The 25,271-nt window shown below is 45.4% G+C and carries 25 protein-coding genes; 7 read left to right on the top strand and 18 right to left on the bottom strand.

Annotated elements, in window-relative coordinates:
* Positions 1 to 268: 268 nt before the first annotated feature.
* Positions 269 to 949 (bottom strand): metal-dependent hydrolase, encoded by a 681-nt coding sequence (locus JJQ88_RS06570; protein ID WP_210364932.1) that lies wholly within the window; start codon positions 947 to 949, stop codon positions 269 to 271.
* Between the two features lie 164 nt (positions 950 to 1,113).
* Here JJQ88_RS06570 and JJQ88_RS06565 point away from each other — a divergent pair, with 164 nt between their 5' ends.
* Positions 1,114 to 2,211, top strand: a complete 1,098-nt coding sequence (locus JJQ88_RS06565; RefSeq protein ID WP_210364931.1) for a M24 family metallopeptidase — start codon at positions 1,114 to 1,116, stop codon at positions 2,209 to 2,211.
* Positions 2,212 to 2,356: 145 nt separating this feature from the next.
* Here the strand turns inward: JJQ88_RS06565 and queF are convergent, their stop codons facing one another.
* A complete protein-coding gene (queF, locus tag JJQ88_RS06560) occupies positions 2,357 to 2,854 on the bottom strand; it encodes a preQ(1) synthase (RefSeq protein ID WP_210364930.1) in 498 nt (165 codons plus the stop codon).
* A 459-nt stretch (positions 2,855 to 3,313) separates the two neighbouring features.
* Here queF and deoC point away from each other — a divergent pair, with 459 nt between their 5' ends.
* The 3 genes from deoC (at position 3,314) to JJQ88_RS06545 (ending at position 5,230) form a co-directional block, all read left to right on the top strand.
* Positions 3,314 to 3,967 (top strand): deoxyribose-phosphate aldolase, encoded by a 654-nt coding sequence (deoC, locus tag JJQ88_RS06555; RefSeq protein WP_210365014.1) that lies wholly within the window; start codon positions 3,314 to 3,316, stop codon positions 3,965 to 3,967.
* Between the two features lie 36 nt (positions 3,968 to 4,003).
* Positions 4,004 to 4,402: a cytidine deaminase gene (locus JJQ88_RS06550; protein WP_210364929.1), complete on the top strand. Its 399-nt coding sequence runs from the start codon at positions 4,004 to 4,006 to the stop codon at positions 4,400 to 4,402.
* A 216-nt stretch (positions 4,403 to 4,618) separates the two neighbouring features.
* On the top strand, positions 4,619 to 5,230 hold the full coding sequence (locus JJQ88_RS06545; protein WP_210365013.1) for an AmiS/UreI family transporter: 612 nt from the start codon (positions 4,619 to 4,621) through the stop codon (positions 5,228 to 5,230).
* Between the two features lie 1,011 nt (positions 5,231 to 6,241).
* On the opposite strand, the gene JJQ88_RS06540 is transcribed toward JJQ88_RS06545, so the two are convergent.
* From JJQ88_RS06540 to JJQ88_RS06530, 3 genes are all read right to left on the bottom strand, one after another.
* Positions 6,242 to 7,177, bottom strand: a complete 936-nt coding sequence (locus tag JJQ88_RS06540; RefSeq protein ID WP_210364928.1) for a manganese-dependent inorganic pyrophosphatase — start codon at positions 7,175 to 7,177, stop codon at positions 6,242 to 6,244.
* A gap of 186 nt (positions 7,178 to 7,363) precedes the next feature.
* The gene (ald, locus tag JJQ88_RS06535; RefSeq protein WP_210364927.1) at positions 7,364 to 8,485 is read right to left on the bottom strand and encodes an alanine dehydrogenase; all 1,122 of its coding nucleotides are present in this window, start codon (positions 8,483 to 8,485) and stop codon (positions 7,364 to 7,366) included.
* Positions 8,486 to 8,741: 256 nt separating this feature from the next.
* Entirely contained in the window at positions 8,742 to 8,894 is a 153-nt protein-coding gene (locus JJQ88_RS06530; RefSeq protein WP_210364926.1) for a hypothetical protein, read from the bottom strand.
* A 104-nt stretch (positions 8,895 to 8,998) separates the two neighbouring features.
* Here JJQ88_RS06530 and JJQ88_RS06525 point away from each other — a divergent pair, with 104 nt between their 5' ends.
* Complete coding sequence (locus JJQ88_RS06525; protein WP_210364925.1) at positions 8,999 to 9,448, top strand: universal stress protein; 450 nt, start codon at positions 8,999 to 9,001, stop codon at positions 9,446 to 9,448.
* 147 nt (positions 9,449 to 9,595) lie between these two features.
* Here JJQ88_RS06525 and argH read toward each other — a convergent pair whose 3' ends face one another.
* On the bottom strand, positions 9,596 to 10,966 hold the full coding sequence (argH, locus tag JJQ88_RS06520) for an argininosuccinate lyase (RefSeq protein ID WP_210364924.1): 1,371 nt from the start codon (positions 10,964 to 10,966) through the stop codon (positions 9,596 to 9,598).
* Positions 10,963 to 12,168: an argininosuccinate synthase gene (locus JJQ88_RS06515; protein ID WP_210364923.1), complete on the bottom strand. Its 1,206-nt coding sequence runs from the start codon at positions 12,166 to 12,168 to the stop codon at positions 10,963 to 10,965. The genes argH and JJQ88_RS06515 overlap by 4 nt, the downstream gene beginning before the upstream one ends.
* Before the next feature lie 204 nt (positions 12,169 to 12,372).
* Between JJQ88_RS06515 and JJQ88_RS06510 the strand changes: the two genes are divergently transcribed.
* Positions 12,373 to 12,690, top strand: a complete 318-nt coding sequence (locus JJQ88_RS06510; RefSeq protein ID WP_210364922.1) for a hypothetical protein — start codon at positions 12,373 to 12,375, stop codon at positions 12,688 to 12,690.
* A 399-nt stretch (positions 12,691 to 13,089) separates the two neighbouring features.
* Here the strand turns inward: JJQ88_RS06510 and JJQ88_RS06505 are convergent, their stop codons facing one another.
* The 9 genes from JJQ88_RS06505 to sppA all read right to left on the bottom strand — a co-directional run bounded on the left by JJQ88_RS06505 (position 13,090) and on the right by sppA (position 21,429).
* Complete coding sequence (locus JJQ88_RS06505; RefSeq protein ID WP_210364921.1) at positions 13,090 to 13,602, bottom strand: MogA/MoaB family molybdenum cofactor biosynthesis protein; 513 nt, start codon at positions 13,600 to 13,602, stop codon at positions 13,090 to 13,092.
* Positions 13,599 to 14,441 carry an EcsC family protein gene (locus JJQ88_RS06500; RefSeq protein ID WP_210364920.1) on the bottom strand — a complete coding sequence of 281 codons (843 nt, stop codon included), beginning with the start codon at positions 14,439 to 14,441 and terminating at the stop codon, positions 13,599 to 13,601. Before JJQ88_RS06500 ends, JJQ88_RS06505 begins: the two co-directional genes overlap by 4 nt.
* Before the next feature lie 107 nt (positions 14,442 to 14,548).
* Positions 14,549 to 15,736: an acetate kinase gene (locus JJQ88_RS06495; RefSeq protein ID WP_210364919.1), complete on the bottom strand. Its 1,188-nt coding sequence runs from the start codon at positions 15,734 to 15,736 to the stop codon at positions 14,549 to 14,551.
* Positions 15,737 to 16,255: 519 nt separating this feature from the next.
* Entirely contained in the window at positions 16,256 to 17,248 is a 993-nt protein-coding gene (locus JJQ88_RS06490; protein ID WP_210365012.1) for a class I SAM-dependent methyltransferase, read from the bottom strand.
* 492 nt (positions 17,249 to 17,740) lie between these two features.
* Positions 17,741 to 18,241, bottom strand: a complete 501-nt coding sequence (tpx, locus tag JJQ88_RS06485; RefSeq protein ID WP_210364918.1) for a thiol peroxidase — start codon at positions 18,239 to 18,241, stop codon at positions 17,741 to 17,743.
* A gap of 129 nt (positions 18,242 to 18,370) precedes the next feature.
* Complete coding sequence (gene ytfJ, locus JJQ88_RS06480) at positions 18,371 to 18,853, bottom strand: GerW family sporulation protein (protein WP_210364917.1); 483 nt, start codon at positions 18,851 to 18,853, stop codon at positions 18,371 to 18,373.
* An 18-nt stretch (positions 18,854 to 18,871) separates the two neighbouring features.
* Positions 18,872 to 19,567 (bottom strand): DUF2953 domain-containing protein, encoded by a 696-nt coding sequence (locus JJQ88_RS06475; protein ID WP_210364916.1) that lies wholly within the window; start codon positions 19,565 to 19,567, stop codon positions 18,872 to 18,874.
* A 196-nt stretch (positions 19,568 to 19,763) separates the two neighbouring features.
* Complete coding sequence (locus tag JJQ88_RS06470) at positions 19,764 to 20,183, bottom strand: RDD family protein (protein WP_246860969.1); 420 nt, start codon at positions 20,181 to 20,183, stop codon at positions 19,764 to 19,766.
* Positions 20,184 to 20,418: 235 nt separating this feature from the next.
* Positions 20,419 to 21,429, bottom strand: a complete 1,011-nt coding sequence (gene sppA, locus JJQ88_RS06465) for a signal peptide peptidase SppA (protein ID WP_210364915.1) — start codon at positions 21,427 to 21,429, stop codon at positions 20,419 to 20,421.
* 139 nt (positions 21,430 to 21,568) lie between these two features.
* Between sppA and JJQ88_RS06460 the strand changes: the two genes are divergently transcribed.
* A complete protein-coding gene (locus JJQ88_RS06460; protein ID WP_210364914.1) occupies positions 21,569 to 22,369 on the top strand; it encodes an NAD kinase in 801 nt (266 codons plus the stop codon).
* A gap of 43 nt (positions 22,370 to 22,412) precedes the next feature.
* On the opposite strand, the gene rarD is transcribed toward JJQ88_RS06460, so the two are convergent.
* Positions 22,413 to 23,348 carry an EamA family transporter RarD gene (gene rarD, locus JJQ88_RS06455; RefSeq protein ID WP_210364913.1) on the bottom strand — a complete coding sequence of 312 codons (936 nt, stop codon included), beginning with the start codon at positions 23,346 to 23,348 and terminating at the stop codon, positions 22,413 to 22,415.
* Between the two features lie 232 nt (positions 23,349 to 23,580).
* On the bottom strand, positions 23,581 to 25,158 hold the full coding sequence (mbcS, locus tag JJQ88_RS06450; protein WP_210364912.1) for an acyl-CoA synthetase MbcS: 1,578 nt from the start codon (positions 25,156 to 25,158) through the stop codon (positions 23,581 to 23,583).
* Positions 25,159 to 25,271 lie beyond the last annotated feature (113 nt).

Below are 25,271 nucleotides of genomic sequence, written 5' to 3'. Positions count from 1 at the left end.
TCCCTGTAAAAGAAAAATACAAGCAGCCTGTCAATCGGACGGTTCACGCCTATGCCCCGTACGGTGCGATTGAACCGATTGCCTAGCGTTACGGCATTGAAAAAGGAATAGCCGTGCCTGCTGGTTGAAGACGGATCGTTAAGAGAAAGCGGATCCTACATTCAAAATATCCGAGGCTGTGCCGGATCATCACTTTGTTTCCAATTCGCCAACTCCACTCCCTTGATAAGGGAAAAGCTGCACAAGTAAAGGCTTGTGCAGCGATAGATTACAAAACGATGGATTCCCCGGCCTCTAGGACCTTTCCATTCTTTTTCTTAAGAGATTTTACAAAGGCATGCGGATCCTGCTTGATCGGCGGGAACGTATTGAAGTGGATCGGCACGATCACCTTTGCGCCAAGAAATTCAGCCGCCAGGGCTGCATCTTCCGGTCCCATCGTAAAATTATCGCCGATTGGCAGGAAGGCAAGGTCGATCGGATGCCTCTCCCCAATGAGCTTCATATCCGAAAATAGTGCCGTATCTCCTGCATGGAGCAAGGTTTTCCCTTCCGCCATGACAAGGACGCCAGCCGGCATTCCGCCATAAAGGATTTCGTTATTTTCCGTCTCAATGCCTGAACCGTGGAAGGCCGGAGTGAATTTCACTTTTCCAAAATCAAACTCATAGGCCCCGCCAATGCTCATTGGGTGCGTCTTGAGACCCTTCCGTCCCAAATATGTAGCCAATTCGTAATTTGCAATGACAAGTGAATCGTGCTTTTTCGCCAATTCCAGTGTGTCCCCTAGATGATCTTCATGGGCGTGGGTCAAGATGATCACATCAGCCTTGACGTCTTCCACTTTTAAGTCAGTCAGCCCGTTGCCAGTAATGAATGGATCAATGAAAATCGTTGTCCCGCCTGTTTCAATTTTAACAACAGAATGGCCATGATAAGATACTTTCATTCCAATCTCTCCTTTTAAAACGTCCTTAATTGTTATTTCAACGCAGCAGTGTAAAATCCTTCCCACATTTGTTATACCCGGTTTTTGAACAGATAAAAGTTTTACTTTTCCCGCCTGAATTGCTAATGTGATAATTGGAGATACATAACGAAGGAGTGGTTTCAATGACAGATCGACTGTCAGCATTATCAGGGTGGATGAGAGAAAAAGATATCGATGTTGTTTTCATCTCCTCTCCCGATAATGTCTTCTACTTAAGCGGGTTCCTAAGCGACCCTCATGAACGCCTGCTCGCGATAGCAGTTTTCAAGGATGCCGAACCTTTCATGATTTGCCCTGCGATGGACAAGGAAAATGCAAAGAACGCAGGATGGAGCCTGGAACTTATTGGCTACAGCGATACGGATGATGCGATGGAGCTAGCCTATAACGCAATCAGGAAGCGCGCCCCTTCAATCAAGCGGACAGCGATTGAAAAAGAACAATTGAATGTCGATCGCTATGAAAAACTTGTTTCATTGTTCCCTGATTCACAATTTGTCTCAGCTGAAGAAAAACTCCACCTAATGCGGATGGTGAAATCGGACGACGAACTGGCTAAAATCAAGAAGGCATGCGAGTTTGCCGATTTCGCAATCGAAACAGGGGTCAGTGAGATCAAGGAAGGGAAAACAGAACTCGAAATCCTTGCCGCCATTGAATATGAACTGAAGAAAAAAGGCGTCACTGAGATGTCGTTCTCCACAATGGTACTCACCGGCAAGAACGCTGCATCCCCTCACGGGACTCCAGGCCTGACGAAAATCAAGAAGGGGGACCTTGTCCTGTTCGATCTCGGGGTCATATGGGAGGGTTATTGTTCCGATATTACCAGGACCGTTGCATATGGCGATTTGAACGAAAAGCAGGAAGAGATTTACACTACTGTGCTGAAAGCCCAGTTGGCTGCGCTTGATAAAGCACGTGCGGGAGTGAAAAGCTCGGATGTCGACCTTGCAGCCAGGAATGTGATCGAGAGCGCAAGCTATGGTGATTACTTCCCGCACCGGCTTGGCCACGGACTTGGAATCAGTGTCCATGAATTCCCATCGATGACAAACACGAACAATCTTCCGCTTGAAAAAGGAATGGTCTTCACAATTGAACCAGGCATTTATGTTCCTGGCGTGGCAGGAGTAAGGATTGAAGATGATGTCGTCGTTACAGACGAAGGGATTGAAATCCTGACGAAATATCCGAAGGAACTGGTATATGTACGATAGGCAAAGATTTTTCGTCCTGAAAAATCACTAAAAAAGGAGCTTCCCGGACTTGTCCAGGGCAGCTCCTTTTTCATCCAACAACGTATAGCTTTCGCTTTGGTATAATTCGATGAATTCCAGGCAATACAAAAATAACAGAGTAGTTTCAGCGATTATCGACTTTTTCGGGGTACATATCATGGTTCATCAGCCTGTACTCAGCCATGTTTTCATATTTTGTTCCGGGCTTGCCATAGTTCGTGTACGGATCGATCGAAATCCCGCCCCTTGGCGTAAATTTGCCCCACACCTCAATGTACTTGGGATCCATCAACTTGATCAGATCATTCATGATAATGTTAATGCAATCCTCATGGAAATCCCCATGATTCCTGAAGCTGAACAAATACAGCTTCAATGACTTGCTTTCAACCATCAGTTCATCGGGAATGTAACTGATATAGAGAGAAGCAAAATCAGGCTGTCCGGTGATTGGGCATAGGCTTGTGAATTCCGGAGTATTGAATTTCACGAAATAATCGCGGTATGGATGTTTGTTGTCGAATGTCTCAAGAATTTCCGGGCTGTATTCAAACAAATATTTCGTTCCCTGATTCCCAAGCAAAGTTAAATCTTTCATTTCCTCTTCTTTTCTACCTGCCATTTTAAAAGCCCTCCTAGTATTTCTGCATGCGCAAGCAGAGGTCCTGCTTCCTGATCAGCCCTGGAAAAAATAAAAAACCATATCCTCCTGGATATGGTTGATGTCCATCAAAGCCATAGTTTTTTATAGAGGGTGTCTGCTATGAACCTCTCCCGCTATGCAGGAAATGATATTTCATTATACTGCAACTATAATGAAATAGCTCCTAATTGTCAAAAGGATTTATCCGGCACCTTTGACTCTTGTTTACTTCTTTAATTGTGACATATCTATGTATTTTCACTCAAGTTTTTACATATGTTCATTTACTTATTTACAAATGTTCAATCGCCTGATATAGTGATTATGTAAGATTTCCCTAAAAAATACAGCCTTAAAATTTTTTATTCTTTTTGAAAGCGTTTCAACATACTTTGGATACGAAAGGGTTTGATTTAGGTGACAAACGAATTAAACAGGATGATCGACCACACTTTGCTAAAGGCAGAGGCTACGGAAACACAAATCGTTAAATTGGCTGAAGAGGCAAAAGAATATAAATTCGCGTCTGTATGCGTGAACCCGACCTGGGTTAAGACAGCTGCAGAGGTATTGAAAGATACAGAGGAAGTGAAGGTCTGTACGGTCATCGGTTTTCCGCTTGGCGCTTCCACTTCGGAAGTAAAAGCATTCGAAACAAAGAACGCCATCGAAAACGGAGCGACTGAAGTTGATATGGTCATTAATATCGGCGCTTTAAAAGACAAGCAGTACGATGCAGTCGAAAAGGATATCAAAGCAGTTGTAGAAGCAGCAAAAGGCAAAGCTTTAACAAAAGTCATCATAGAAACCTGCCTGTTGACAGACGAAGAAAAAACCATGGCTTGCAAGCTATCTGTAAATGCCGGTGCTGATTTCGTCAAGACTTCCACTGGGTTCTCAACAGGCGGAGCAACCGCTGAAGATGTAGCGTTGATGAGGAAGACAGTAGGTCCAGACATTGGAGTAAAAGCTTCCGGCGGTGTCAGAAGCCTGGAGGATGCACAGAAGATGATCGAAGCAGGCGCAACAAGAATTGGAGCAAGCTCAGGTGTGGCAATCATGAATGGGCTGGCCTCTGATTCTTCATACTGATCTTCAAAAATTATCTTAGGAATGGGGAATGCTCCGATGGATAAAAACATCCTGATTGAAAAAGCGATTGAAGCTAGAAGCAAAGCATACGTTCCATATTCTGATTTTCAAGTCGGCGCCGCTATCATCACCGGCAATGACAACCTTTATCTTGGCTGCAATATTGAAAACGCTTCTTATGGCCTGACGAACTGTGCTGAAAGGACCGCCATTTTCAAGGCTGTATCTGAAGGGGAAAAGGAAATCAAGGCAATCGCAGTAGTCGGGGACACGGAAGGTCCGATTTCTCCATGCGGTGCCTGCCGCCAGGTAATCGCTGAATTCGCGACAGACGAAACAAAGATTTATCTTGCCAACTTGAATGGCGATGTCAAGGAAACAACGATTGATGAAATCCTTCCGGGCTATTTTTCGTCGAAAGATATGGAAAAATGAAGATAGATTAGAAGAAGGGCAATTCCTTCCAAAGGAGTTGCCTTTTCTTTTGGCAGACTGTCTGGATTGGGAAGTTGGACCCATTCCCGGCCGCTCGCTTTGCTGCGGAGCCATCATTTCCAGTGAAGCGATTCCCCTAAACCACCAATGGTTTCAAACAGCTTATAGAAAAAGGAGGAAAGGCCGTAGGACGATTGGGTGTTACGGCCAAACATCATGGGAGATGCAGGTTTATTGCTGTCAGGCGCAGCATTGTTCTTGAATGGCTTGATGCTTATGGGGAAGGCAGATGCGAAAAGCGCTGCTGTCTTCAATCTTTTTATCGGTGCACTCCAGGTGATCGTCCCATTATATCTCATTATCGTGTCAGACCAGAGCAATTGGACGATCTTCAGCCTCGCGAGCATTTTTTTGTTCGGCTTCACTTATTTATATGTGGGTGTAACTATATTGAAAGACCTTAATGGAAGCGGCCTTGGCTGGTATTCCCTTTGGGTGGCAGTGGTTGCAGTCATTTATGCAGTTGCAGCTTATCTCCATTTCGAGGATATCGTCAGCACACTGACATGGCTGATGTGGGCATATCTCTGGTTCCTGTTCTTTTTATTGAACAGCCTGGGCAAAAAAATCGATGCCTATGTCGGCAAGGTTGCCCTCATCCAATCATGGCTTACCCTGACTTTCCCCTCCCTGCTATCAATGGCTGGTTTGTGGAGAAATCCGCAAGTCGTTGAAGCATGGATTTACATTTCGCTCGCAACATTCGTTTATTTCGCAGCGATTACAATCAAAATCAGGGTTTCCATCCTAAAAGCGAAAACGGCATGATGGGAAGAAAAAGCCTGGCGGAACCCGCCGGGCTTTTAAATGTCTTTATAATAATTCGAAAAATGTTCACAGATATGGTTCCTGGTTTGTGGTTTACGAAGGCGACCGGCTGAGAACACTTTCCGGCAACGAAATAAAAGCCCCCCTCCCCCAGCTGAAACGAAGCGAGTCCCTCTTAAGGCAAATCTTGAAAAACCTTGGCTACAACCTCCCCGTAGAAGCTTATCTCATTTTTTTCCATCATGATTTTACACTTTACCGAACTCCCCTTGACAAGCCGATTATTTTTCATAGTCAAATGCATCATTTTATGAAAAAGTTAAATAAGAAAACATCCAAGTTTAAATGGGAGACTTCATAAACTGGCAGATCAACTGTTGAAATCGTATGTATTAAGATTCCTTACACCCGATTAATGGGGTAGTGACTAAAAAGGTTATAAGAAGAGTCTTAACAAAGAATTTAAAAAGAAATACTGAAACGAAAACGCATTATTACGATTTGGCACTAAACATTTATGCTTAAGGGAGCTAACTGAAATAGTCTGTACCTTTTACAGCTGGTCGGTCGTGGCTTAGTGCATCATTTGATTATAATCGTCCACATCCTCCCTCCGCTAGAGGTTCATAGTGTATTATTTAACAAAGATCGATCCCATTTTTCATTGGAGTAGCCGTTTTGGGAAAAGTCTTTTGAGGATCGTTCCCATTTTCCTTTTTCAGCTACCGATTGGGCACGATCTTCCGCGGATCGTTCCACTTTCGTGTTTCCGGGAATCCGTTTGGGCACGATCTTCCGCGGATCGTTCCACTTTCGTGTTTCCGGGAATCCGTTTGGGCACGATCTTCCCCCAATCGTTCCCATTTTCTCCAATCCCCTTTGTGCACTAATCACAGCCTTGATCCCGGCGCCACTTGCGTACTAATAACTGCAAAGCTTATATTATCCATCAAATAATAGTGCTGAAAAAAAACCGCTATGCCAGGAAAGCAAAGCGGTTTTTTCATTTTCTTATTTTCTTGCCGCAAGTACGTTAGTCAGGACAGGCACAACTTGTTTCTTGCGGGAAACGACACCTTTCAATGTCGCAGTATTGTTCTCCAGTGTGACATCGAAGGCTTCCTCGACAGCAGAAGCTTCTTTTCCAAGGGCAAGTGCTGCAGAGTCGTTCTTCAGGATATCCGTGATGACAAGGACGAATAAATCAAGGTTTTTTCGATCAATCGTCTTTAAGAGTTCTTCTTCCAGCACGGCCTGGCGTTCAAGGACTTCATTTACATCGACTGTATTTACCTGGGCAATTTCAACCTTCGCCTCGCCCATCTGGAACTCTTTTGCATCAAGAGAGATCAGTTCTTCAATTGTTTTGCTGCTTAAATCAGCCCCTGCCTTCAGCATTTCAAGGCCATACTGCTCAGCATCAACGCCGGCAATCGCAGCCAATTCATGGGCTGCTGCTACATCTTGCTCTGTGCATGTCGGGGATTTGAACAGCAAAGAATCGGAAATGATCGCTGAAAGCATCAGTCCTGCAATATTCTTATCGATTTCGATATTGTTTTCTTTGTACATTTTATTCAGGATTGTTGCTGTACAGCCGACTGGCTCCACACGGAAATAAAGCGGGTCGCTTGTTTCGAAATTAGCGACACGGTGGTGGTCGATGACCTCGGTGATTTTTACCTTATCAATATCATCCGCGCTCTGCTGGCGCTCATTGTGGTCAACAAGAATGACTTCATCAGCTTCAGAAGCGACCTCTCCAACGAAGCGCGGCGATTCTGCATTAAAATAATCCAGCGCATATTGCGTTTCTCCATTGACCTGCCCTAAGCGTACAGCTTCAGCATCGACTCCAAGCTTCTGCTTCAGATTCGCATAGGCAATCGAAGAACAAATTGTATCCGTATCAGGATTTTTATGTCCGAAAACAAGTACTTTTCCCATCTTGCCACTCCTCAATTACATTTTATCACGGCGGCCAGGCGCAACTGGACTGGCACCGTATACTCATAAATAAATATACGCTAAAATTCGAGGAATTTAAACAGCTTTGCGCTATTTTACCTCGTCATTCATGATTCGGCAGATAAAAATAAAAGGATCCGGATGCTTGTCCGGACCCCTGGGAATTCAGTTTTGTTCAAGCAATGATCTTGTTTCAGAGTAAACAAGATCATGCGCTTCCGCTACAGCTTTGTATGTGACATAGCCATTGAGCGTATTGATTCCCTTTAGCAGAGCTTCATTTTCAAGGCACGCTTGCTTATAGCCCTTATTCGCAATTTGCAGTGCGTAAGGGACGGTGACATTTGTCAAGGCTATCGTTGATGTTCTCGGCACTGCGCCTGGCATATTTGCTACGGCATAGTGGACAACCCCATGTTTTTCATAAGTTGGATTATCATGTGTCGTGATCCTGTCCGTCGTTTCAAAAATTCCGCCTTGGTCGATAGCGATATCGACAACAACTGATCCAGGATTCATGGATTTGATCATTTCCTCTGTCACGAGCTTAGGAGCTTTCGCACCAGGAATTAGCACCGCACCTATTACCAAATCCGATCTTTTGACTGCCTCTGCAATATTCAACGGGTTGGACATAAGCGTTGTGATATCTGCTCCGAAAATATCGTCAAGCTGGCGCAGACGGTCTGGATTCAGGTCGATCATGGTCACTTCTGCTCCAAGTCCGACAGCCATTTTCGCTGCATTCGTTCCAGCTACTCCGCCGCCGATGATTGTGACCTTCCCTCTTTGGACTCCTGGAACTCCGCCAAGCAGGATCCCTTTTCCTCCATGCACCTTCTCAAGGAATTGGGCACCGATTTGTGGAGCCATCCTTCCGGCAACTTCACTCATCGGAGTGAGCAATGGTAAGGAATTGTTAGGCAGCTGTACTGTTTCATAGGCAATTGCAACAACCTTGTTCTCGATCAATGCCTTTGTAAGCTCAGGCTCTGGCGCCAAGTGTAAGTATGTAAATAAAATCAGTCCTTCACGGAAGTACACGTATTCCTCCGGCAGGGGCTCTTTGACCTTCATGACCATATCCTGGTCCCATGCTTCTTCCGCGCTTTCAACGATATGAGCTCCAGCTTCTTTGTAATCTTCATCCATAAAGCTTGAACCGATTCCTGCCCCTGTTTCAATAAACACTTCATGGCCGTTGTGAACAAGGTTCACGACACCGGCAGGAGTCATTGCCACGCGATTCTCATTGTTTTTTATTTCTTTAGGTACACCAATACGCATTCTTGCATACCTCCTATGTAAATTTTGCCCTTCCATTCATGGCCGCCATCATTACATCAATCCTATACCCATAAGAAAAATCCTTATTCATGAATGGACGGGATGAAAACACTTTCATTTTATTAGAAAAAAGACCTTTTGGCAAAACAATTCGTTCAAAAATTAAATAAAGTGAATCCTTTTTTATATTTTCTGATTCTCCGAATATGTACAGAATTAAAACAAGCTGCCTCAGGTGGCAGCCTGTCCTCGATGCTTACCTTTGCTCTTCTTCCGTTTCAATGATAGATCCTTTTTGCTCCTGGCCGATCACTCCACTGTTGTATGAGTCCATGATTTGCTGGCTGACCTCCGTGATCCCCTTTTCCAATTCTAATTGCCGAGCTGGCTTCTGTTTGCGTTTTTCCATCCATGATCCTCCTTGATTTTTCGGCTTGCATTTTTATTGTTCGTTCGATTGTCACCCATATACAGATGAAAATAATGTATAATATAGTTAAGGAGGCGAGGGCGATGGCACTATACTATAAAAACATATTAGTAGCCGTTGATGGTTCTAAAGAAGCAGCATGGGCTTTCAAAAAAGCAATTGAAATTGCAAAAAGGAATGACGCAAGGCTTGTCATGACCCACATCATCGATTTACGCACCTTTGCAACTGTGGAGGCATATGACCGCACGATTTCAGAACGTGCGAACAAATTTGCCACCGAACTCCTTGAGAGTTATAAACAGCAAGCAATCGATGCCGGTCTCAAAGATGTAAGCTATGAAATCGATTACGGATCTCCGAAAGTCAAAATCGCCAAAGATGTTGCTAAAAAATACAACGTCGACTTGATTATCTGTGGAGCGACTGGTATGAACGCAATGGAGCGCTTCTTCATCGGCAGTGTGTCCGAGCATATCACCCGCTATGCTTCATGCGATGTCTTGGTCGTCCGGACGGAGAAAGACAACTGACGCCTCATTCAACCAGAATAGCCTAACGGCGATAAGCAAATGCGTACCTTCCTGAAGGATTAGCTTTTGCCCTCGCTTCGATGGGGCCTGATGATGAACATTTAAAAAACCACTAAATAAAAAGTACGCAGCCAGGCTGCGTACTTTTTATATTGCGGCTTTTGCCTTTGCGATTTGGGATTCAACCTGGGAAAAACCTGTGCCTCCTGAGCTATTTCTCCGTTCAACCGCTTTGTATGGATTCAATGCCGTATAAATGTCTTCCTCGAATAAAGGATTCATCTTTTTGTATTCGTCCAATGGCAGATCTGAAAGGAAGCAGTTTTTATGGATGCAGGCAAGGACTAGTTTCCCGACAATTTCATGGGCTTCGCGGAATGGCACTCCTTTGGCAGCAAGATAGTCAGCGAGTTCAGTCGCGTTCGAAAAATCGTTTTTCACGGCCTTTTCCATTTTTTCCGCCTTTACTTTCATTGTCCTGATCATACCGGAGAATATTTTCAGTGAACCTTTAACGGTTTTCACTGTATCGAACATCCCTTCCTTATCCTCTTGCATGTCTTTATTGTACGCAAGCGGAAGTCCCTTGAGGACTGTAAGCAGGGAGAACAGGCTCCCGTATACGCGGCCAGTTTTCCCGCGGATCAATTCAGCCATGTCCGGATTTTTCTTTTGCGGCATGATGCTGCTGCCTGTCGTGAAGGTATCCGAAAGCTCGATGAACTGGAATTCCTGGCTTGACCAGAGGATGATTTCTTCGCAAAGCCTTGACAGGTGCATCATCAGGATTGAGCTATCTGACAGGAACTCCAGGATGAAGTCACGGTCGCTGACAGCATCTAAACTGTTTTCATAAATTCCGTCAAAACCAAGCATTTCCGCTGTAAAATGGCGGTCAATCGGAAAAGTCGTCCCTGCCAGTGCGCCTGCTCCCAGCGGTGATAGATTGGTCCTTTTCAGGCTGTCAGCATACCTCTGTTTATCCCTGTCAAGCATCCAATAATATGCCAGCAGATGGTGGGCAAAAGAAATTGGCTGTGCTCTTTGCAGATGCGTATACCCCGGAACAATCGTTTCGATATGCTGCTCGGCCTGTTCGATGATCGCTTTTTGGAAGTCCTTGATCAGTTCGATGATTTCTCCTGCCTGTTCTCGCAAATACAGATGCATATCTGTGGCAACCTGGTCATTCCTGCTGCGCGCAGTATGAAGCTTGCCGCCAACAGGACCAATCAATTCTGTCAGCTGATGCTCAATGTTCAAGTGGATATCTTCAAGCTTTGCTGAGTATTCAAGGTCATTGCTTTCGGCTTTTTGCTTCAACTGCTTCAACCCGCCGATAATTTCGTCTGCTTCTTCTCGTGTAACGATGCCAGACTTGGCAAGCATTGTGGCATGGGCGATACTGCCTTCAATGTCCTGCTGGACTAATTCCTGGTCGAAAGCGATGGAAGCGCCAAATTCATCGACCCAGTCTTCTGCCGTTGCGGTAAATCTGCCGCCCCATAATTTTTTCACACTGTCACCTTCTTGCCCTGGACCATGCTGTGGACGACTGTAGGAAGTCCCCACAGATTGATGAAACCAACCGCTGCTCCATGGTCGAACTCGTCTTCGGCTGTATAAGTAGCCAGTTTTTCATTATAAAGGGAGTATGGCGACTTTCTTCCTTCGACGATTGCATGCCCCTTGAATAATTTGACTCTAACAGTGCCTGTCACATGCCTCTGGGTTTCCTTCAGGAATCCCGCAAGTGCTTGCTGAAGAGGAGAAAACCATAAGCCTTCATAAATCAATTCAGTGATTTTCTTTTCAATGACAGGCTTGAAATGGGCAACTTCCTTCACAAGCGTGATATCTTCCAATTCTTTATGGGCTTTGATTAGCGTCATGGCAGCTGGAGCTTCATATACCTCACGGGACTTTATGCCGACAAGGCGATTCTCTACGTGGTCAATTCTTCCGACCCCATGTTTTCCGGCAATGAAGTTCAGTTCAAGGATCAATTGGGACAATGAGTATGATTTTCCATTGATTGCCACGGGAACTCCTTGATAAAACTCGATTTCAACTATATCCGGTGCATCCGGTGTATCTTCAAGTGCTGCCGTCAGCTCATATGCTTCCTCTGGCGGAGATTGCCAAGGGTCTTCAAGAATGCCGCATTCATTGCTTCTTCCCCAGAGATTCTGATCAATCGAAAATGGACTGTCCAGATTGACAGGAATCGGGATGCCGTTCTTTGCCGCATAAGCGATTTCCTCCTCACGCGACCATTTCCACTCACGTACCGGGGCAATCACCTTAAGATCCGGATTCAACGCCTTGATTGAAACTTCGAATCTTACCTGGTCATTCCCTTTTCCGGTACAGCCGTGTGCAACTGCCACCGCTCCTTCCTTCTCGGCGATCTCAACCAGCTTTTTGGAAATCAGCGGGCGGGAAAGAGCCGAAATTAGCGGATATTTTCCTTCGTAAAGCGCATGAGCCTGAAGGGCAAACAGCGCGTAATCATTCGCGAATTCCTCCTTGACATCCAGTACATAGGATTGTACGGCACCGACTTTCAATGCCTTTTCCTTTATAAATTGCAAATCCTTTCCTTCCCCAACATCGAGACAGCAGGCTACTACGGAATACCCTTGCTCCTTAAGCCATTTAATTGCGACCGATGTATCGAGCCCGCCTGAATAGGCAAGAATCACTTTATTTTGAGTCATTTTGCATTCTCCTTTATGCCGAATATTTATTCATCGCTATAAATTTTTATTCATGAATATTAAATTAACAGGTTTTCCTGAATATTTCAAGATAAAACTTCAAATTCCCTGAAAATTTTTCCCGTGTGCTTTTGGATTGTGGTAGCAGATTTAGAAGTATAGTAAAATGGAAGCAATGATTCGCGATTGGGGGAACCATCAGAAATGGAGCATTTTTTTCTTTTTAACAGCCGACTGGGCATACCCCTTCCTGCTCTTAGAGAAAATTGGGAAGACTATAGCCTTGAAAAACAGCACGCAATTCTCCTTCACTGGGAAAAAATCCGCGGAAGCATCCCTGATCGAATTGCCGAGCTTGAGGAAACGATCAACTTTAAACAAGCACAACTGGGAGACGAAAGCAACTTCCTCCGTTCCTGCGAGTTGAACAGCGAGATTGCCGAGCTAGCTTCAATCATCAATGACCTTTGGTTGTGGTACAGGACACAACAGGACATCAGTGCCGATAAACTCCACCAATAACAAAGGACGCTTCAACCAATATATGACAAGAAGGCTTTAAAAAAGTTCTTCCGCTGTTTGAATGGATAGAATATTCATCTTGCCGCGTGGCGACTGGGCATTTTCAGGATTGCTGAAATGAAATTTGGCAGAACATGGGTAAGCACCTCATTCATCCCTGACAAGTGCTGGCTGAATAAGATTGCAACATCCTATGGCAAACATCGGCACCAGTGCATCCGTGTCCATTGAGGTCCTGCCAGTGAAGTCAAAGAAACGACTTCTGTGGCAGGACCGAAGCGTTTCGCGGGGGCTAAGCTCTGGAGCTGGATTTTGAATACTGCATTTAGTAATCCACCCCTAAAGAATTTTATATTTTTCCAATAAAAAATCCCTTCATTCGTTGAAGGGATTTTCCTATTACAGATCCTTTGTAAGCTCTCTTACAACATGTCCAATTTCGGGAATGATCAGCTTTTCCATCGCCAGGCGGACAGCTCCGCTCGATCCAGGAGTTGAAAAGACAGCCCGGTCATTCACAACGCCCGCTGCAGCCCTGGACAGGATCGCAGCTGAGCCAATGTCCTCCTGATAGCTAAGCATACGGAAGATTTCGCCAAATCCCGGCAATTCTTTTTCATATAGGCTCTGGACGGTTTCAATCGTGACATCCCGCCTTGCTACACCTGTCCCTCCATTTGTGAGGACGACATCTACCTGAGGATTTCTGCAGCCTTTCAAAACTGCGTTTTTAATTGATTCTCCTTCGTCTTTGACAATTTCATAGTCTGCAATGATATGTCCTGCCTCTGTCAGCATTTCCTTCATGAGCCTGCCGCTCTTGTCTGTTTCTTCATTCCTTGTATCACTGACGGTGATCACCATACAGCGGACCTGCCTTGGGGCGGCCTGTTTGTGTTCATGGGTACTCATAGATCAAGCGCTCCTTTTTCCAAAAAAAATCGCATCTGATAATACTTATGGGCGAATTCAGTAACCCTCCGTGTCAGCTGATAGTTCGTACCAGCCCCGATGGCTATGCTGATGACTGGCAGCCCCTGCAGTTTCCTTCTGCGGAACATCAAGATGGCCATTGCTTTGAATAACTGCTTGATAGGCTGTTCAAGCCAGGTCACATCTGCGAGTTCATCGTTTCCTTCGTAGAAATAATAATCCCCCTCTTGCTCAAGGTCACCCTTCAGTTCGGCCCAGCCGGTGCTTTGGAGCCTCGATGGCATTGTCGCCGTACGGAACACCTTCAGCGCTACCATCATTTCAAAAGGGGTGTTGACTTCAAATCCGTAGGTCATCGCAATCAATTGGACAACCCTCAGGTTAATGACTGCCATCGCAGGAATATCAGCTCCCAGCACGAGACTGCCACCGCTCCCGGAGAGGCCCCCCTGTGCCAGGGAATAAAGCCTGTGGCGGGCAATCTGCTGCCCGGCAATGAACTCAAGTTTTTCAAGCGGAAGCTGCCTAAGATCGTAAATTGTCTCAAGCCCCGGCTCGAACACCCTGCCAGCCTCCAGTATCCGTTCCTTCGCATCCATCTGGAGCTGGGAACCTTGAATCAATGAATGGAGATGGAAGAGCCAGCTGTCAAACACAGTGAAGAACTTCTCCTGGGTCTCTTCGGGCAGCAGCGAGAAGGATTTCTCGAGATACCGGTCATACGCAAGCTCAAAGTCATTCGGTTCATAGCTGTACAGCTCGTTTTCCCACTCCTTTAAATCTTCCAGAACCTTCTTTTCCCGTTCAGTCAAAGGCATTGAAAAACCCCCAGCAATCGATTTTCTTCCAGTATAGCACAAAGGAAAACATTCATGAAAAATGAAAAGGCAGAAACAGGGTTATACCGTTTCTGCCTTTTAATCAATTACTTTGTCAGGCGGACAACATCGCGGGCAATCATTACTTCTTCATCGGTTGGAATAACCAGGACTTTAACCGGGGAATGCGGATAGCTGATGAAAGCTTCCTCGCCCCGCACTTTGTTTAGTGCAGGATCCCAGTATACTCCCATGAACTCAAGTCCCTGCAGCACACGCGCACGGATAGCAGTGCTGTTCTCACCTATGCCGGCTGTAAAGACAATGGCATCTACACCGCACATACGAGCTGCATAGGAACCGATGTATTTGTGAATACGGTCCGCAAAGACCTTCAAAGCAAGCTCTGCACGCTCATTGCCTTTTTCCGCTTCTTCCTCGATGTCGCGAAGGTCGCTAGAGAAGCCGGAAACGCCTAGCATGCCGCTTTCCTTGTTCAAAACATGCAGAACTTCATCCGCACTCTTGTTTGTTTTTTCCATGATATATGGAATTAGGGCAGGGTCAATGTTGCCTGAGCGTGTACCCATTGTCACACCGGCTAGCGGAGTGAAGCCCATGGACGTATCAATGGACTTCCCGCCTTCGATCGCCGCGATGCTCGCACCATTCCCAAGGTGGCAGGAAATAAGGCGCAGTTGTTCAACGGGGCGGCCTAGCATTTCTGCGGCCCGCAGTGAGACATACTTATGTGAAGTGCCATGGAAACCATATTTGCGGATGCCATAGTTCTTATAGTAGTCATATGGAAGACTGTACAGGAATGAGTTTTCCGGCATTGTCTGATGGAAAGCGGTATCGAAAACTGCCACTGCAGGAACATTTGGCAGCACATGCTGGAATGCACGGATTCCGATAGCATTAGCTGGATTATGCAGCGGAGCCAGTTCGGACAGTTCTTCAATCTTCTGCAATGTTTCGTCCGTAATCAAAACCGAATCGGTGAAGGTCTCTCCTCCATGTACAACACGGTGTCCGCTTCCTTCGATCTCATCAAGCGACTTGATGATTCCCATTGAGGTCAGTTTATCGAGAAGAATCTTCACAGCTACTTCATGGTTTGGAATCTCTGTGATTTCCTTGATTCTTTCGTCATTTACAGAGATTGTGAAAATGGAATCCTTTAGGCCGATCCTCTCAACAATCCCCTTTGTGATGACTTCCTCGCTCGGCATTTCAAACAACTGAAACTTCAGTGAGGAACTGCCGGCATTGATTGCAATGATTTTTGCCATTTTTGTACCGCTCCTTTTATATAACAGCTTGGTTAAATATACAACAAAAACTGATACAGTTAATGTTTGCGCAGGCTGTAAATACATCTCTTATTTTCTCATTTAAACACTGTCCCATCCACTTTTCAAGCAAAGCCATCATATTGTCGAAATGAGTTTTTATTCAGATACTTCGAATGATTGGAAAAGCGGTTATTGCAAGCCTTTCCTTTCTTATTTCTGGGTCATATTGGAAAAATAAATATGTAAAGATAATTATCTTTACACACAAGAATAAATGGTAAAAAAAACTGGTTTGAAGAAAGGGGAGGAGGGGGCAATAGCTTCGGGTGAACATTGCCGGATGCCAAAACGGAGGAGTGCTCTCAGCATAGAAGTTTCTGTGTTGAGGGGCCATCACCAGCTTCAAGCCAGCTGCTGAGTATCGGCGTGCACTGCACAGACTAGGCTTATGACAGTCAAAGGATTGCCTGTGCAAGCATTAAAAAAAGGGAACCGGAATCAAATCCCGGTCCTCCTTCATTTATTGGCAAACCGTTTATTTTCAGTAAACCATCCATCGATTTTCCCAAGCATCCGGTTTACTGCAGGTCCATCCGAAAGCTTGGGCAGTTCAGCTAACAACACCTGTTTCGGCGCTTTTACCCCTTCTCCCTTTCTTTGAAGGATCAAAATGCTTTTCGCCGCATTCTTGGTCTTGAATAACGATTGAGGCAGCTGCAGGATTCCCTGGATCAAGATATTCTCCTTTATGAATTCGTGGAGAAGGGGCGCCTGCTCGCTCTCAAATAGGCCATTTGGAATCACGAAAAACATATAGCCTCCTTCTTTCACATACCTGGTACTCTGTTCGATGAACAAATGGTGGGAATAGGTATGCCCTTCGCTCGCTTTCACTTGATATTCCTGTGCCCTGAGGTCATTTGGATAATAGCCGACAGGCAAGTCGCAAATCACTGCATCCGCAGGATCAACAAACAGCGGTTCAAGGCTATCCTGATTGAATAACTCGACTGAATGCCTTTGCAAATTGGCATTCACATATGCCAATCGGATCAGCACCTCATTAATTTCGATGCCAATGGAATCAATGTCCCTGCTTTCGAGCTGGTTCAGTACTGTGGAAAGGAGATTACCGGTCCCGACAGCAGGATCAAGCAGCCTGAAACTCTTATCCTCAACAAATTTACTGACCAAATATCCAATGAACATCCCTATCGAATCGGGTGTCATCTGGTGATTTGGCTGGACATGCTTCTGCATGCCTTTTAAAATAGCCAGTTGGAATCCCTTACGGATTTCTTCTTTGGAGAACTCTTCCAGCCTGATTCCTCGATAAGCCTTATCGAGTTTTTTCCTTGAGAATTCAGTGACTTCATCCTGGAGGACTGCCCCATGGAATAAATTTTCCCCTGTCTCGGCTAACGCCTCAAGATATGTAGACGATAGCTCATCCTTTAAAAGATCAGCTGTCGTATTGAATAAAGTAAATAATTTTTCTACCGGAGTCATGCTCAATCCTACTTCCTCCTGATCAATAAAAGTATCTTTTTATTTTATCGTTGATTGAACAAGGGTTCAAGCCTGCGGCACCATCCGTATAAGGTTTCTGCCACGCATCAAACAAAAGAATGGCTATTTCTCAAGCTCCCGGAAAGGGAAGGGCACGAACCTAGTATCACAACTCACATCACTATAAAGGCGTTGCGGTAAGGAACAGAGGGGAACACCTAAGCCTATGAATCGCGTACATCACAAAACACTCGGTATCCATTTGCTGGGTGTTTACTTTTTCTGCGATACAATCATAAGCGTAGGAAAAATCAGCTTTTCTTATGTCGGAATTTGCTTAGCGTTGTTTTCCGCGTTTTGTTGGTGGGACCCCATTTTCAGGAGATGATTCCTGAATGGATTCCCTATTCTAATGATTATTAAAGTTTCTGGTGTAAACTCTTTTGGATAAAAAACAAGCCGCAGGATCCTGCGGCTTGTTTCTGTAATGCTTTAGTTCGCTTGCTTTGCAGCTTCCACTGCTCCCTCATAGTCCGGATGGTCTGTCGCTTCGCTGACATACTGGACATATGTTACCTTATCGTTGGAATCAACGACGAAAACCGCACGTGCCAGCAGGCGAAGTTCTTTGATCGCTACCCCGTATGCTTCACCGAAAGAAAGATCGCGATGATCGGAAAGTGTCTGGACGTTCTCGATTCCGTTCGCTCCACACCAGCGTTTTTGCGCGAAAGGAAGGTCAACACTTACTGTCAATACCTTCACATTACCCAATTTAGCTGCCTCTTCATTGAAACGGCGTGTCTGGGCATCGCATACACCAGTATCGATTGAAGGAACGACACTGATCAGCCTAACCTGTCCTTTTGAATCCTGGAGCGCCACTTCGGATAAATCGTTAGCGAGCACTTTGAAATCCGGTGCCTTGTCTCCAACCTTCACTTCATTGCCAAGCAATGTAACCGGGTTTCCCTTAAATGTAACAGATGCCATACCTGATCATCCTCCTTGTCCATATTATGTACAGTGTTACTATATCTTTTCATTACTGTTTTTGCAATTATTTTACCACTTCACCAAAATACAAAGCTGCCCCCCAGGTGTGGAAGGCAGCAATCATTTTTAGAATTCAAGATCTGTTTTTGGCCCGTTATATGCGGATGGGTTCCCTTGCTGCTGGCTGCTCTGGCTATCCTTCTTTCCCATCATTTGCTGAATCTTATCCACTGCCTGCGGAGCGAGGTCCAGGATCTTCTCATACAGATGGGTGCTTTCATCGAGATGGAGCATTTTGACGCCCTTTGAGCCAACGATCAGGAAAGCGATTGGTGTAATGGAAACTCCTCCGCCACTTCCTCCGCCAAATGGATGCTGCGATCCTCCTGACTGGCCGTTTGAGGCATTTTGTCCCCCGGACCCATTAGAGTTTTCGAGAATGAATTCACTGCCTCCTGCAGCGAAGCCGAAACCTACCTTTGAAACTGTCAGGATTACACTTCCATCCGGTGTTTCCACAGGGTCTCCAATGATTGTGTTGACATCAATCATTTCTTTCAGGCTTTCCATGGCAGTCGTCATTAGTCCTTGAATTGGATGGTCGGACATTCCTGTTTTCCTCCTTGTTTAAACGGATTTAGTCTTATCACCAGAAAGGGCGGACAATGGCTTCCTCTTAAATTCCGGCATGCCGCCTTTCCAATATTTAACCATTTTTATTCCTGCTAAAATAGCATGCCCGACTCTGACTTGAATCATACATTTAAATCTAGTTTGTGAAATCGCCTGCTGGAAATTTGGCGTCACCGTCATTACAGGCATGTCTTTCATTTTCATATAACGGCTAAGGATCCCGACTATCCCGCCTTTTACTGCCCAAAACGCGCCAGTGACCGTACCGGTAGCCGCAGCATCTCCAACGCCGATGACCGTATGCCATTCCAGCTGGGAAAGCGATACTTTCTTCAGGAAATTCCGGACAATTTTATGGAACCCGACAACATGGGCAAGCAGGGTCTTAAAATCTTTTATGCTATTCAGAAGATCGGTCTTATCCAGCTGGTCCGTTTTTTGTTTTTTCTTGCTTCCTTTCGGCCCTGCTTCTACTTTTTCTTCTGCTATCAGTGTTGGTGAATCATCATCGATCTTAATGACCGGAATTTCAACCTTGTACCTTAGGATGCCGCCCCAGGCCTTCATAAGGATTTTGAGATGGTCATTGTCTTTTGCATGGTAATAGTCGACATAGACCTTCAATTTTGTAATGAGGAGAGTGAGCACGAATAAAGCTATGAGCATGATGGTCAGCAGCAGCCATTTCATTGTCCTCCACAACCTTTCAGCCCACCATTATCGACATAAAACAAAAAAAATAAACCCGCCTTTGCTAAATCGCTGAAAACGAAAAGCCGACCCTGACTCCAGGAATCTGGAACAGGGCCGGCTTTTTTGATCACTCAACAAAATCAGCCTGAGAAACGAACAGATTTTCAGCGGCTCGCCTTAAGAGCTCTTCACTTTAGCGTGGCTCGATAATGACAGTAGTATCCGCAAACAGGTCATGGAGCCCCTGTTTCTTTTTCGTAAACGCTACGACGACATAAAGGATGAAAATAGTGGATGAAATGAAGCGGCCAATCCATTCACGGAACAGAACAGTTCCCCATGAAAGCCTCCCTCCATCCAGTTCGACAACCTTGAGGCCGAAGACCATTTTCCCGATTGTCTGTCCGTAAAACTTTGTCATTAGCACAAAGTATAAATAAAACACAATAGCGGTGGAAACCGAGATTGCCGAAAAAATTCCTTCCTCGATAAGAGAAATGTCCAATGCGCGGAAGACGGGATAGACTATCAGTCTCTGTATGCTTCCAATCACGATCAAATCAAGCAGATAGGCCCAGAAGCGCATCCAGAAGCCGGCGTACAGCCTCTCCAGTCTTGCATCCCCGTCTGGGTACTCTTCCGTTTCATCGTATACCTCGCTATGCCCCCCGAGTGGGCCGCCTGAGTACACGATTCCTTCAGCTTGGTCAGGAGAACGATGCACCTCCCCTTTCTCCTCTGCGTCCACCGTTCCCTGTCCATCCCTTTGAGGGACTTCATGTACCATTCCATGGTCCAAGTTTGTCTGCTCTTCCCGATTCTCATTTGAATTCATATCTGTCCCCTCCTTACTCCGCATACAGGTACATCAGACGCGGTGAATTGGGCTGGGACAGCAATTTCATCAATCCTGCCATTTCGGCGTCCTTGCTGATCAGCTTTTGGGCATTCATAGTGAAAAATGATCCAAAACCGAGGTTTTCGCTATACTTGACGACCATCGCATCTTCCAGCTTTTCATCCTTCCTCACCTTCTGGATGACATCATCAAGATAACCAAAACCATCAATTAAATTGAGTTCCTTTGCCTGCCGCCCATCATAAATCCTGCCATCCGCAATCTTTTTGACTTCATCGGCAGACATCCCACGCCCATCAGAAATGACTTTCACAAATCCTTCATAGGAATTATTGATCATCGATTGAAGGATTTTTCGCTCTTCTTCTGTCATCTCCCTCGCCGGGCTCATGATGTCCTTATACGGACCGCTCTTGATCGTGACGAAATCGACTCCGTATTTTTCGGCAAGGCCTGCATAATTGATGCCCTGCATAATGACGCCGAGCGAGCCTGTCAGCGTTTCTGGACTGGCGAAAATTTTATCCGCAGGGGCAGAAACATAATAGCCTCCGGAAGCAGCCATCGAGCCCATTGATACATAAACAGGCTTTTTAGTTTCTTTTTGGATTTCCTTGATTTTATCGTGGACCTCTGCGCTTTCGACAACACCGCCACCAGGTGAATTCACCCTAAGAACGATCGCCTTCACATCATCTGATTCTTTTACATAATCAAGCTGTTCCATGAACGTTCTGTGGTTATAGAGCGGGCTTTCAAAAAAAGACCCCGCGTCCCCCGTATCCTGGATGACACCATCAATGGACAGGACCGCGATTTTGCTCATCATGTCCCCTTCCTCGATGATTTCTTCTGTAATATTCCCTCCAGCCATCGCGAATAAATCCGTGAACGCATTCTCTTCGTCACTGAAAGCAAAAGCGGAAAGAAAATTAATGACTGTCGAAGCAATCAATAAACCAGCAGCGACCCCTAAGGCCGCCCATCTTTTACCATTCATCTTGAAGCCTCCCTAACCTTGTCATTTCAAAAATAATGAGAAAATGATAAACTTATTTCCATACCATCCATTTTAACAAAAGTTATTCCGATGTGAATAAAGATATGGAAAATAATACATAAGTTTGGAGGAATCACTCATGCCAAATCGTCGTAACATATATTTTTATCATACACCAGATTCCATAATGGTGGAAAAAGTCGAGCCTTTATTCGAATTGGCCAAGCAATACGATTTCAATATCGTAAGCGACCACCGAAAAGCCAACATCATCATCAGCATTGGCAGTGACGGGACGTTCCTGCAGGCAGTAAGGAAAACGGGATTCCGCGACGATTGCCTTTATGCCGGTATTTCCAGCACTGGTTCATTGAATATGTATTGTGATTTCCATCTTGATGACACATCGAAAATGATTGAAGCAGTCACGAATGCGCAAATTGAAGTAAGGAGATACCCGACAATCGAAGTGACCATCGACAAAGAGACTTCTTTCGTCTGCCTGAATGAGTTCAGTGTCCGCTCGGCGATCATTAAGGCATTCGTGATGGATATTTTTATCGATGACATCCACTTCGAAAGGTTCCGGGGCGATGGCATGATTGTCGCCACCCCTACAGGAAGTACAGCGTACAATAAATCCGTCAACGGTGCCATCGTCGATCCGCTGCTTCCGTGCATGCAAGTCAGCGAGCTTGCTTCAGTGAACAACAACCACTACCGAACACTCGGGTCTTCGTTCATTTTGAGCGGCGACCGGAAACTGACTTTCAGGGTAGTCCAGGCTGGGAATGATTATCCAATCATGGGCATGGATAACGAGGCACTCAGCATCCAGCATGTTGAAAGGTTCGATGTGAAGCTTAGCAACAAAATCATCAAAACAGTCAAACTAAAAGACAATTCATTTTGGGAAAAGGTCAAGAGGACATTCCTGTAAAAAGGATGGAAAGAGCTGCAGAAGGTTTTCCGCAGCTCTTTTGTCATAAGTGGATTCCTTTTTCCTTTTTCATTCTCAGCGCCAAGGCTGTCATCCCCTTGGTCCTTGAAAAAGAATAAAGAATCAGCGCTGACCAGATAAAGGTGAAAGCCAGCAAATGGACCGCTGAAAATGTCTCATCATAAATAAAGATTCCAAGTAGCAATGTAAGGGTCGGAGCGATATACTGCAGGATTCCCAACGTAGAAAGCGGGATTCTTTGCGCCCCTTTCGCAAAGTATAGGAGCGGTACAGCGGTAGCGGCTCCTGCTCCAGCAAGCAGCGCGCTCGTCAGCCAGGAACCGGAGAACAGCGAATTTGTCCCATCCAGGAACAAATAGGCAATGTAGATTCCGGCAATTGGCATTACAACCAGTGTTTCAAGTGCCAGCCCAACCGTAGAATCAACTTTTATCAACTTCTTTGCCAGACCATAGAGCCCGAATGACACGGCTAACGAAACAGCAATCCAGGGGAACTGCCCGTATGTAACTGTCATGATCAGCACGCCAATTCCAGCGAGGAGAAAGGATACATACTGGATTGCGGAAAGGCGCTCTTTCAGGAATACCATCCCAAGCAGGACGCTGACTAGCGGATTGATATAATAACCTAGGCTTGCTTCGACCATCTGGTTCGAATTGACCGCCCATATATAGATGAACCAGTTCATGCTGATCAGCATCGAGGCTGCGGCAAGGGCTGCGATTTGTTTTTTATTCTTCGCATAGCCCCGCAAAGTAGTAGTGAACATCTTCGATTTCCCGTTAAAGAATAGTACAGCGGCTATGAAAAAAAACGACCAAAACACCCTGTTGGCAAGGATTTCATCCGCACTTACATCGTCAAGAAGCTTCCAATAGATTGGCAGGATTCCCCAAAGTATGTAGGAAAATGCTGCATACAAAACTCCGGATTGCAATTCTGTCCTCTTGTGCAATAGCGGCACCCCCTAATCTTTCTGAATACGAAATAACATCATTATAAGCGGGAACAACCTATCCTGACAATCCTTTCAATCTCTGGGAACCATTTTCGAACTATACTGTGATGATTATACCGGAAACCCGATTTCCTTCCCCTTATCATGGGATCCTCCGCCCCATTTTTTGTATACCATATGAAAACAGCTAAAAGCAGGCGATCTGAATCGCCTGCTTCCACAGCCTTGATCATTTTGCTCCTTCGAGTTCACGCTTCCTTAATTCTATACGGCGGATTTTTCCGGAAGTTGTTTTTGGGAGTTCGTCAAGGAATTCGATTTTCCTCGGATACTTATATGGCGCAGTCAATTCCTTGACATGCTCCTGCAGCTCAGGCACAAGGCTGTCCTTATCTTTGTCGACTCCTTCCCTAAGGACCACAAAAGCCTTTACGATATGGCCGCGGATTTCATCAGGTGAAGCGACCACGGCACATTCCCTAACGTAAGGATGCTTAACGAGTGCGTCCTCGACTTCAAAAGGCCCAATGGTATAGCCGGAACTGATGATGATATCATCTCCGCGGCCCTCGAACCAGAAATAGCCATCTTCATCCTTGCTTGCTTTGTCTCCTGTCACATAATAATCCCCCCTGAACTGCATGGAAGTCCTTTCCGGATCTTTGTAATAGTTTTTGAACAGGGCGGGGGTCTCGATATGGACAGCGATGTCCCCTACTTCACCAGGAGCACACGGTTCACCATTTTCATTGATGATTTCCACCTTATTTCCGGGAGTCGGTTTGCCCATCGATCCAGGCCTCAATTCCATTCCTTTCGTGACACCGACGAGTAATGTATTTTCTGTCTGGCCATAGCCATCGCGGACTTCTATATTGAAATGCTTCTTGAACGTATCGATGACTTCGCGATTGAGGGGTTCTCCTGCCGATACCGCACTGTGTAGTCCCGGAAGTTTATAATCGCCGATGTTTTTTACCTTGGCCATCAATCGGTATTCGGTAGGTGTGCAGCAAAGCACATTCACATCATAATCTTGCAAAAGAGACAAGTATTTCTCCGGCTCGAATTTTCCATGATAAACAAAACCGGTCGCTCCTGATCCTATGACTGAGAGGAACGGACTCCATATCCATTTTTGCCAGCCTGGTCCTGCTGTTGCCCAGACTGTGTCGCCTTCCTCAATTCCCAGCCAGTTCTTGGCCGCTGTGCGCAAGTGGGCATATGCCCAGCCATGGGTATGGACGACCCCCTTTGGATTTCCTGTGGTCCCTGATGTATAGCTTAGGAACGCCATATCATCCCTGTCCGTATCCGCTATTACCAATTCATCTGAGGCAGTTTCCATTTCGGCCCCAAGACTGATCCACCCATCCTTCAGTCCGCCAACAACAAATTTAGGCAATTCCTCAATTCCTTCTATATCTTCAAACTGGCTTGTAAAAGGAGCAAAGCTCACTATCGCTTTTACATCTCCATGCGAGATCCGGTACTGGAAATCTTTTGTCCTTAGCAGTTCAGAGCTTGGTATGACGACAAGCCCGGCTTTAAGTGCTGCAATGTATACTTGGTAGGCTTCGATCAATCTTGGGACTACGACAAGAACAACATCGCCTTTTGCCAGGCCGTTCTCCAATAAAACGTTTCCAATTTTATTGGCATTGTCAAGCAGGCCACGATATGTAATTTCCTTTTTGTCTCCCGCCTCATTTTCCCATAATATTGCTTTCCTTGTTTCGCTAGCAAATTTCTCCATTTCAGAAACAAGGTTGTACTTTTGTGGCGCAATCAATTGCTGCGTGTTCATATAACTCCCCCTTTTAGATATTTTAAAAACCCCCGCTTTTATATTATACAAAATTATTCAAAAATTATAAATTATAAGATAACATTTTTTCGCAATAATAAAGGAGCGGGACA

The organism is Bacillus sp. REN3 (assembly GCF_017912555.1).
Taxonomy (GTDB): domain Bacteria; phylum Bacillota; class Bacilli; order Bacillales; family Cytobacillaceae; genus Mesobacillus.
This window is presented reverse-complemented; position numbering and strand designations above follow the sequence as displayed.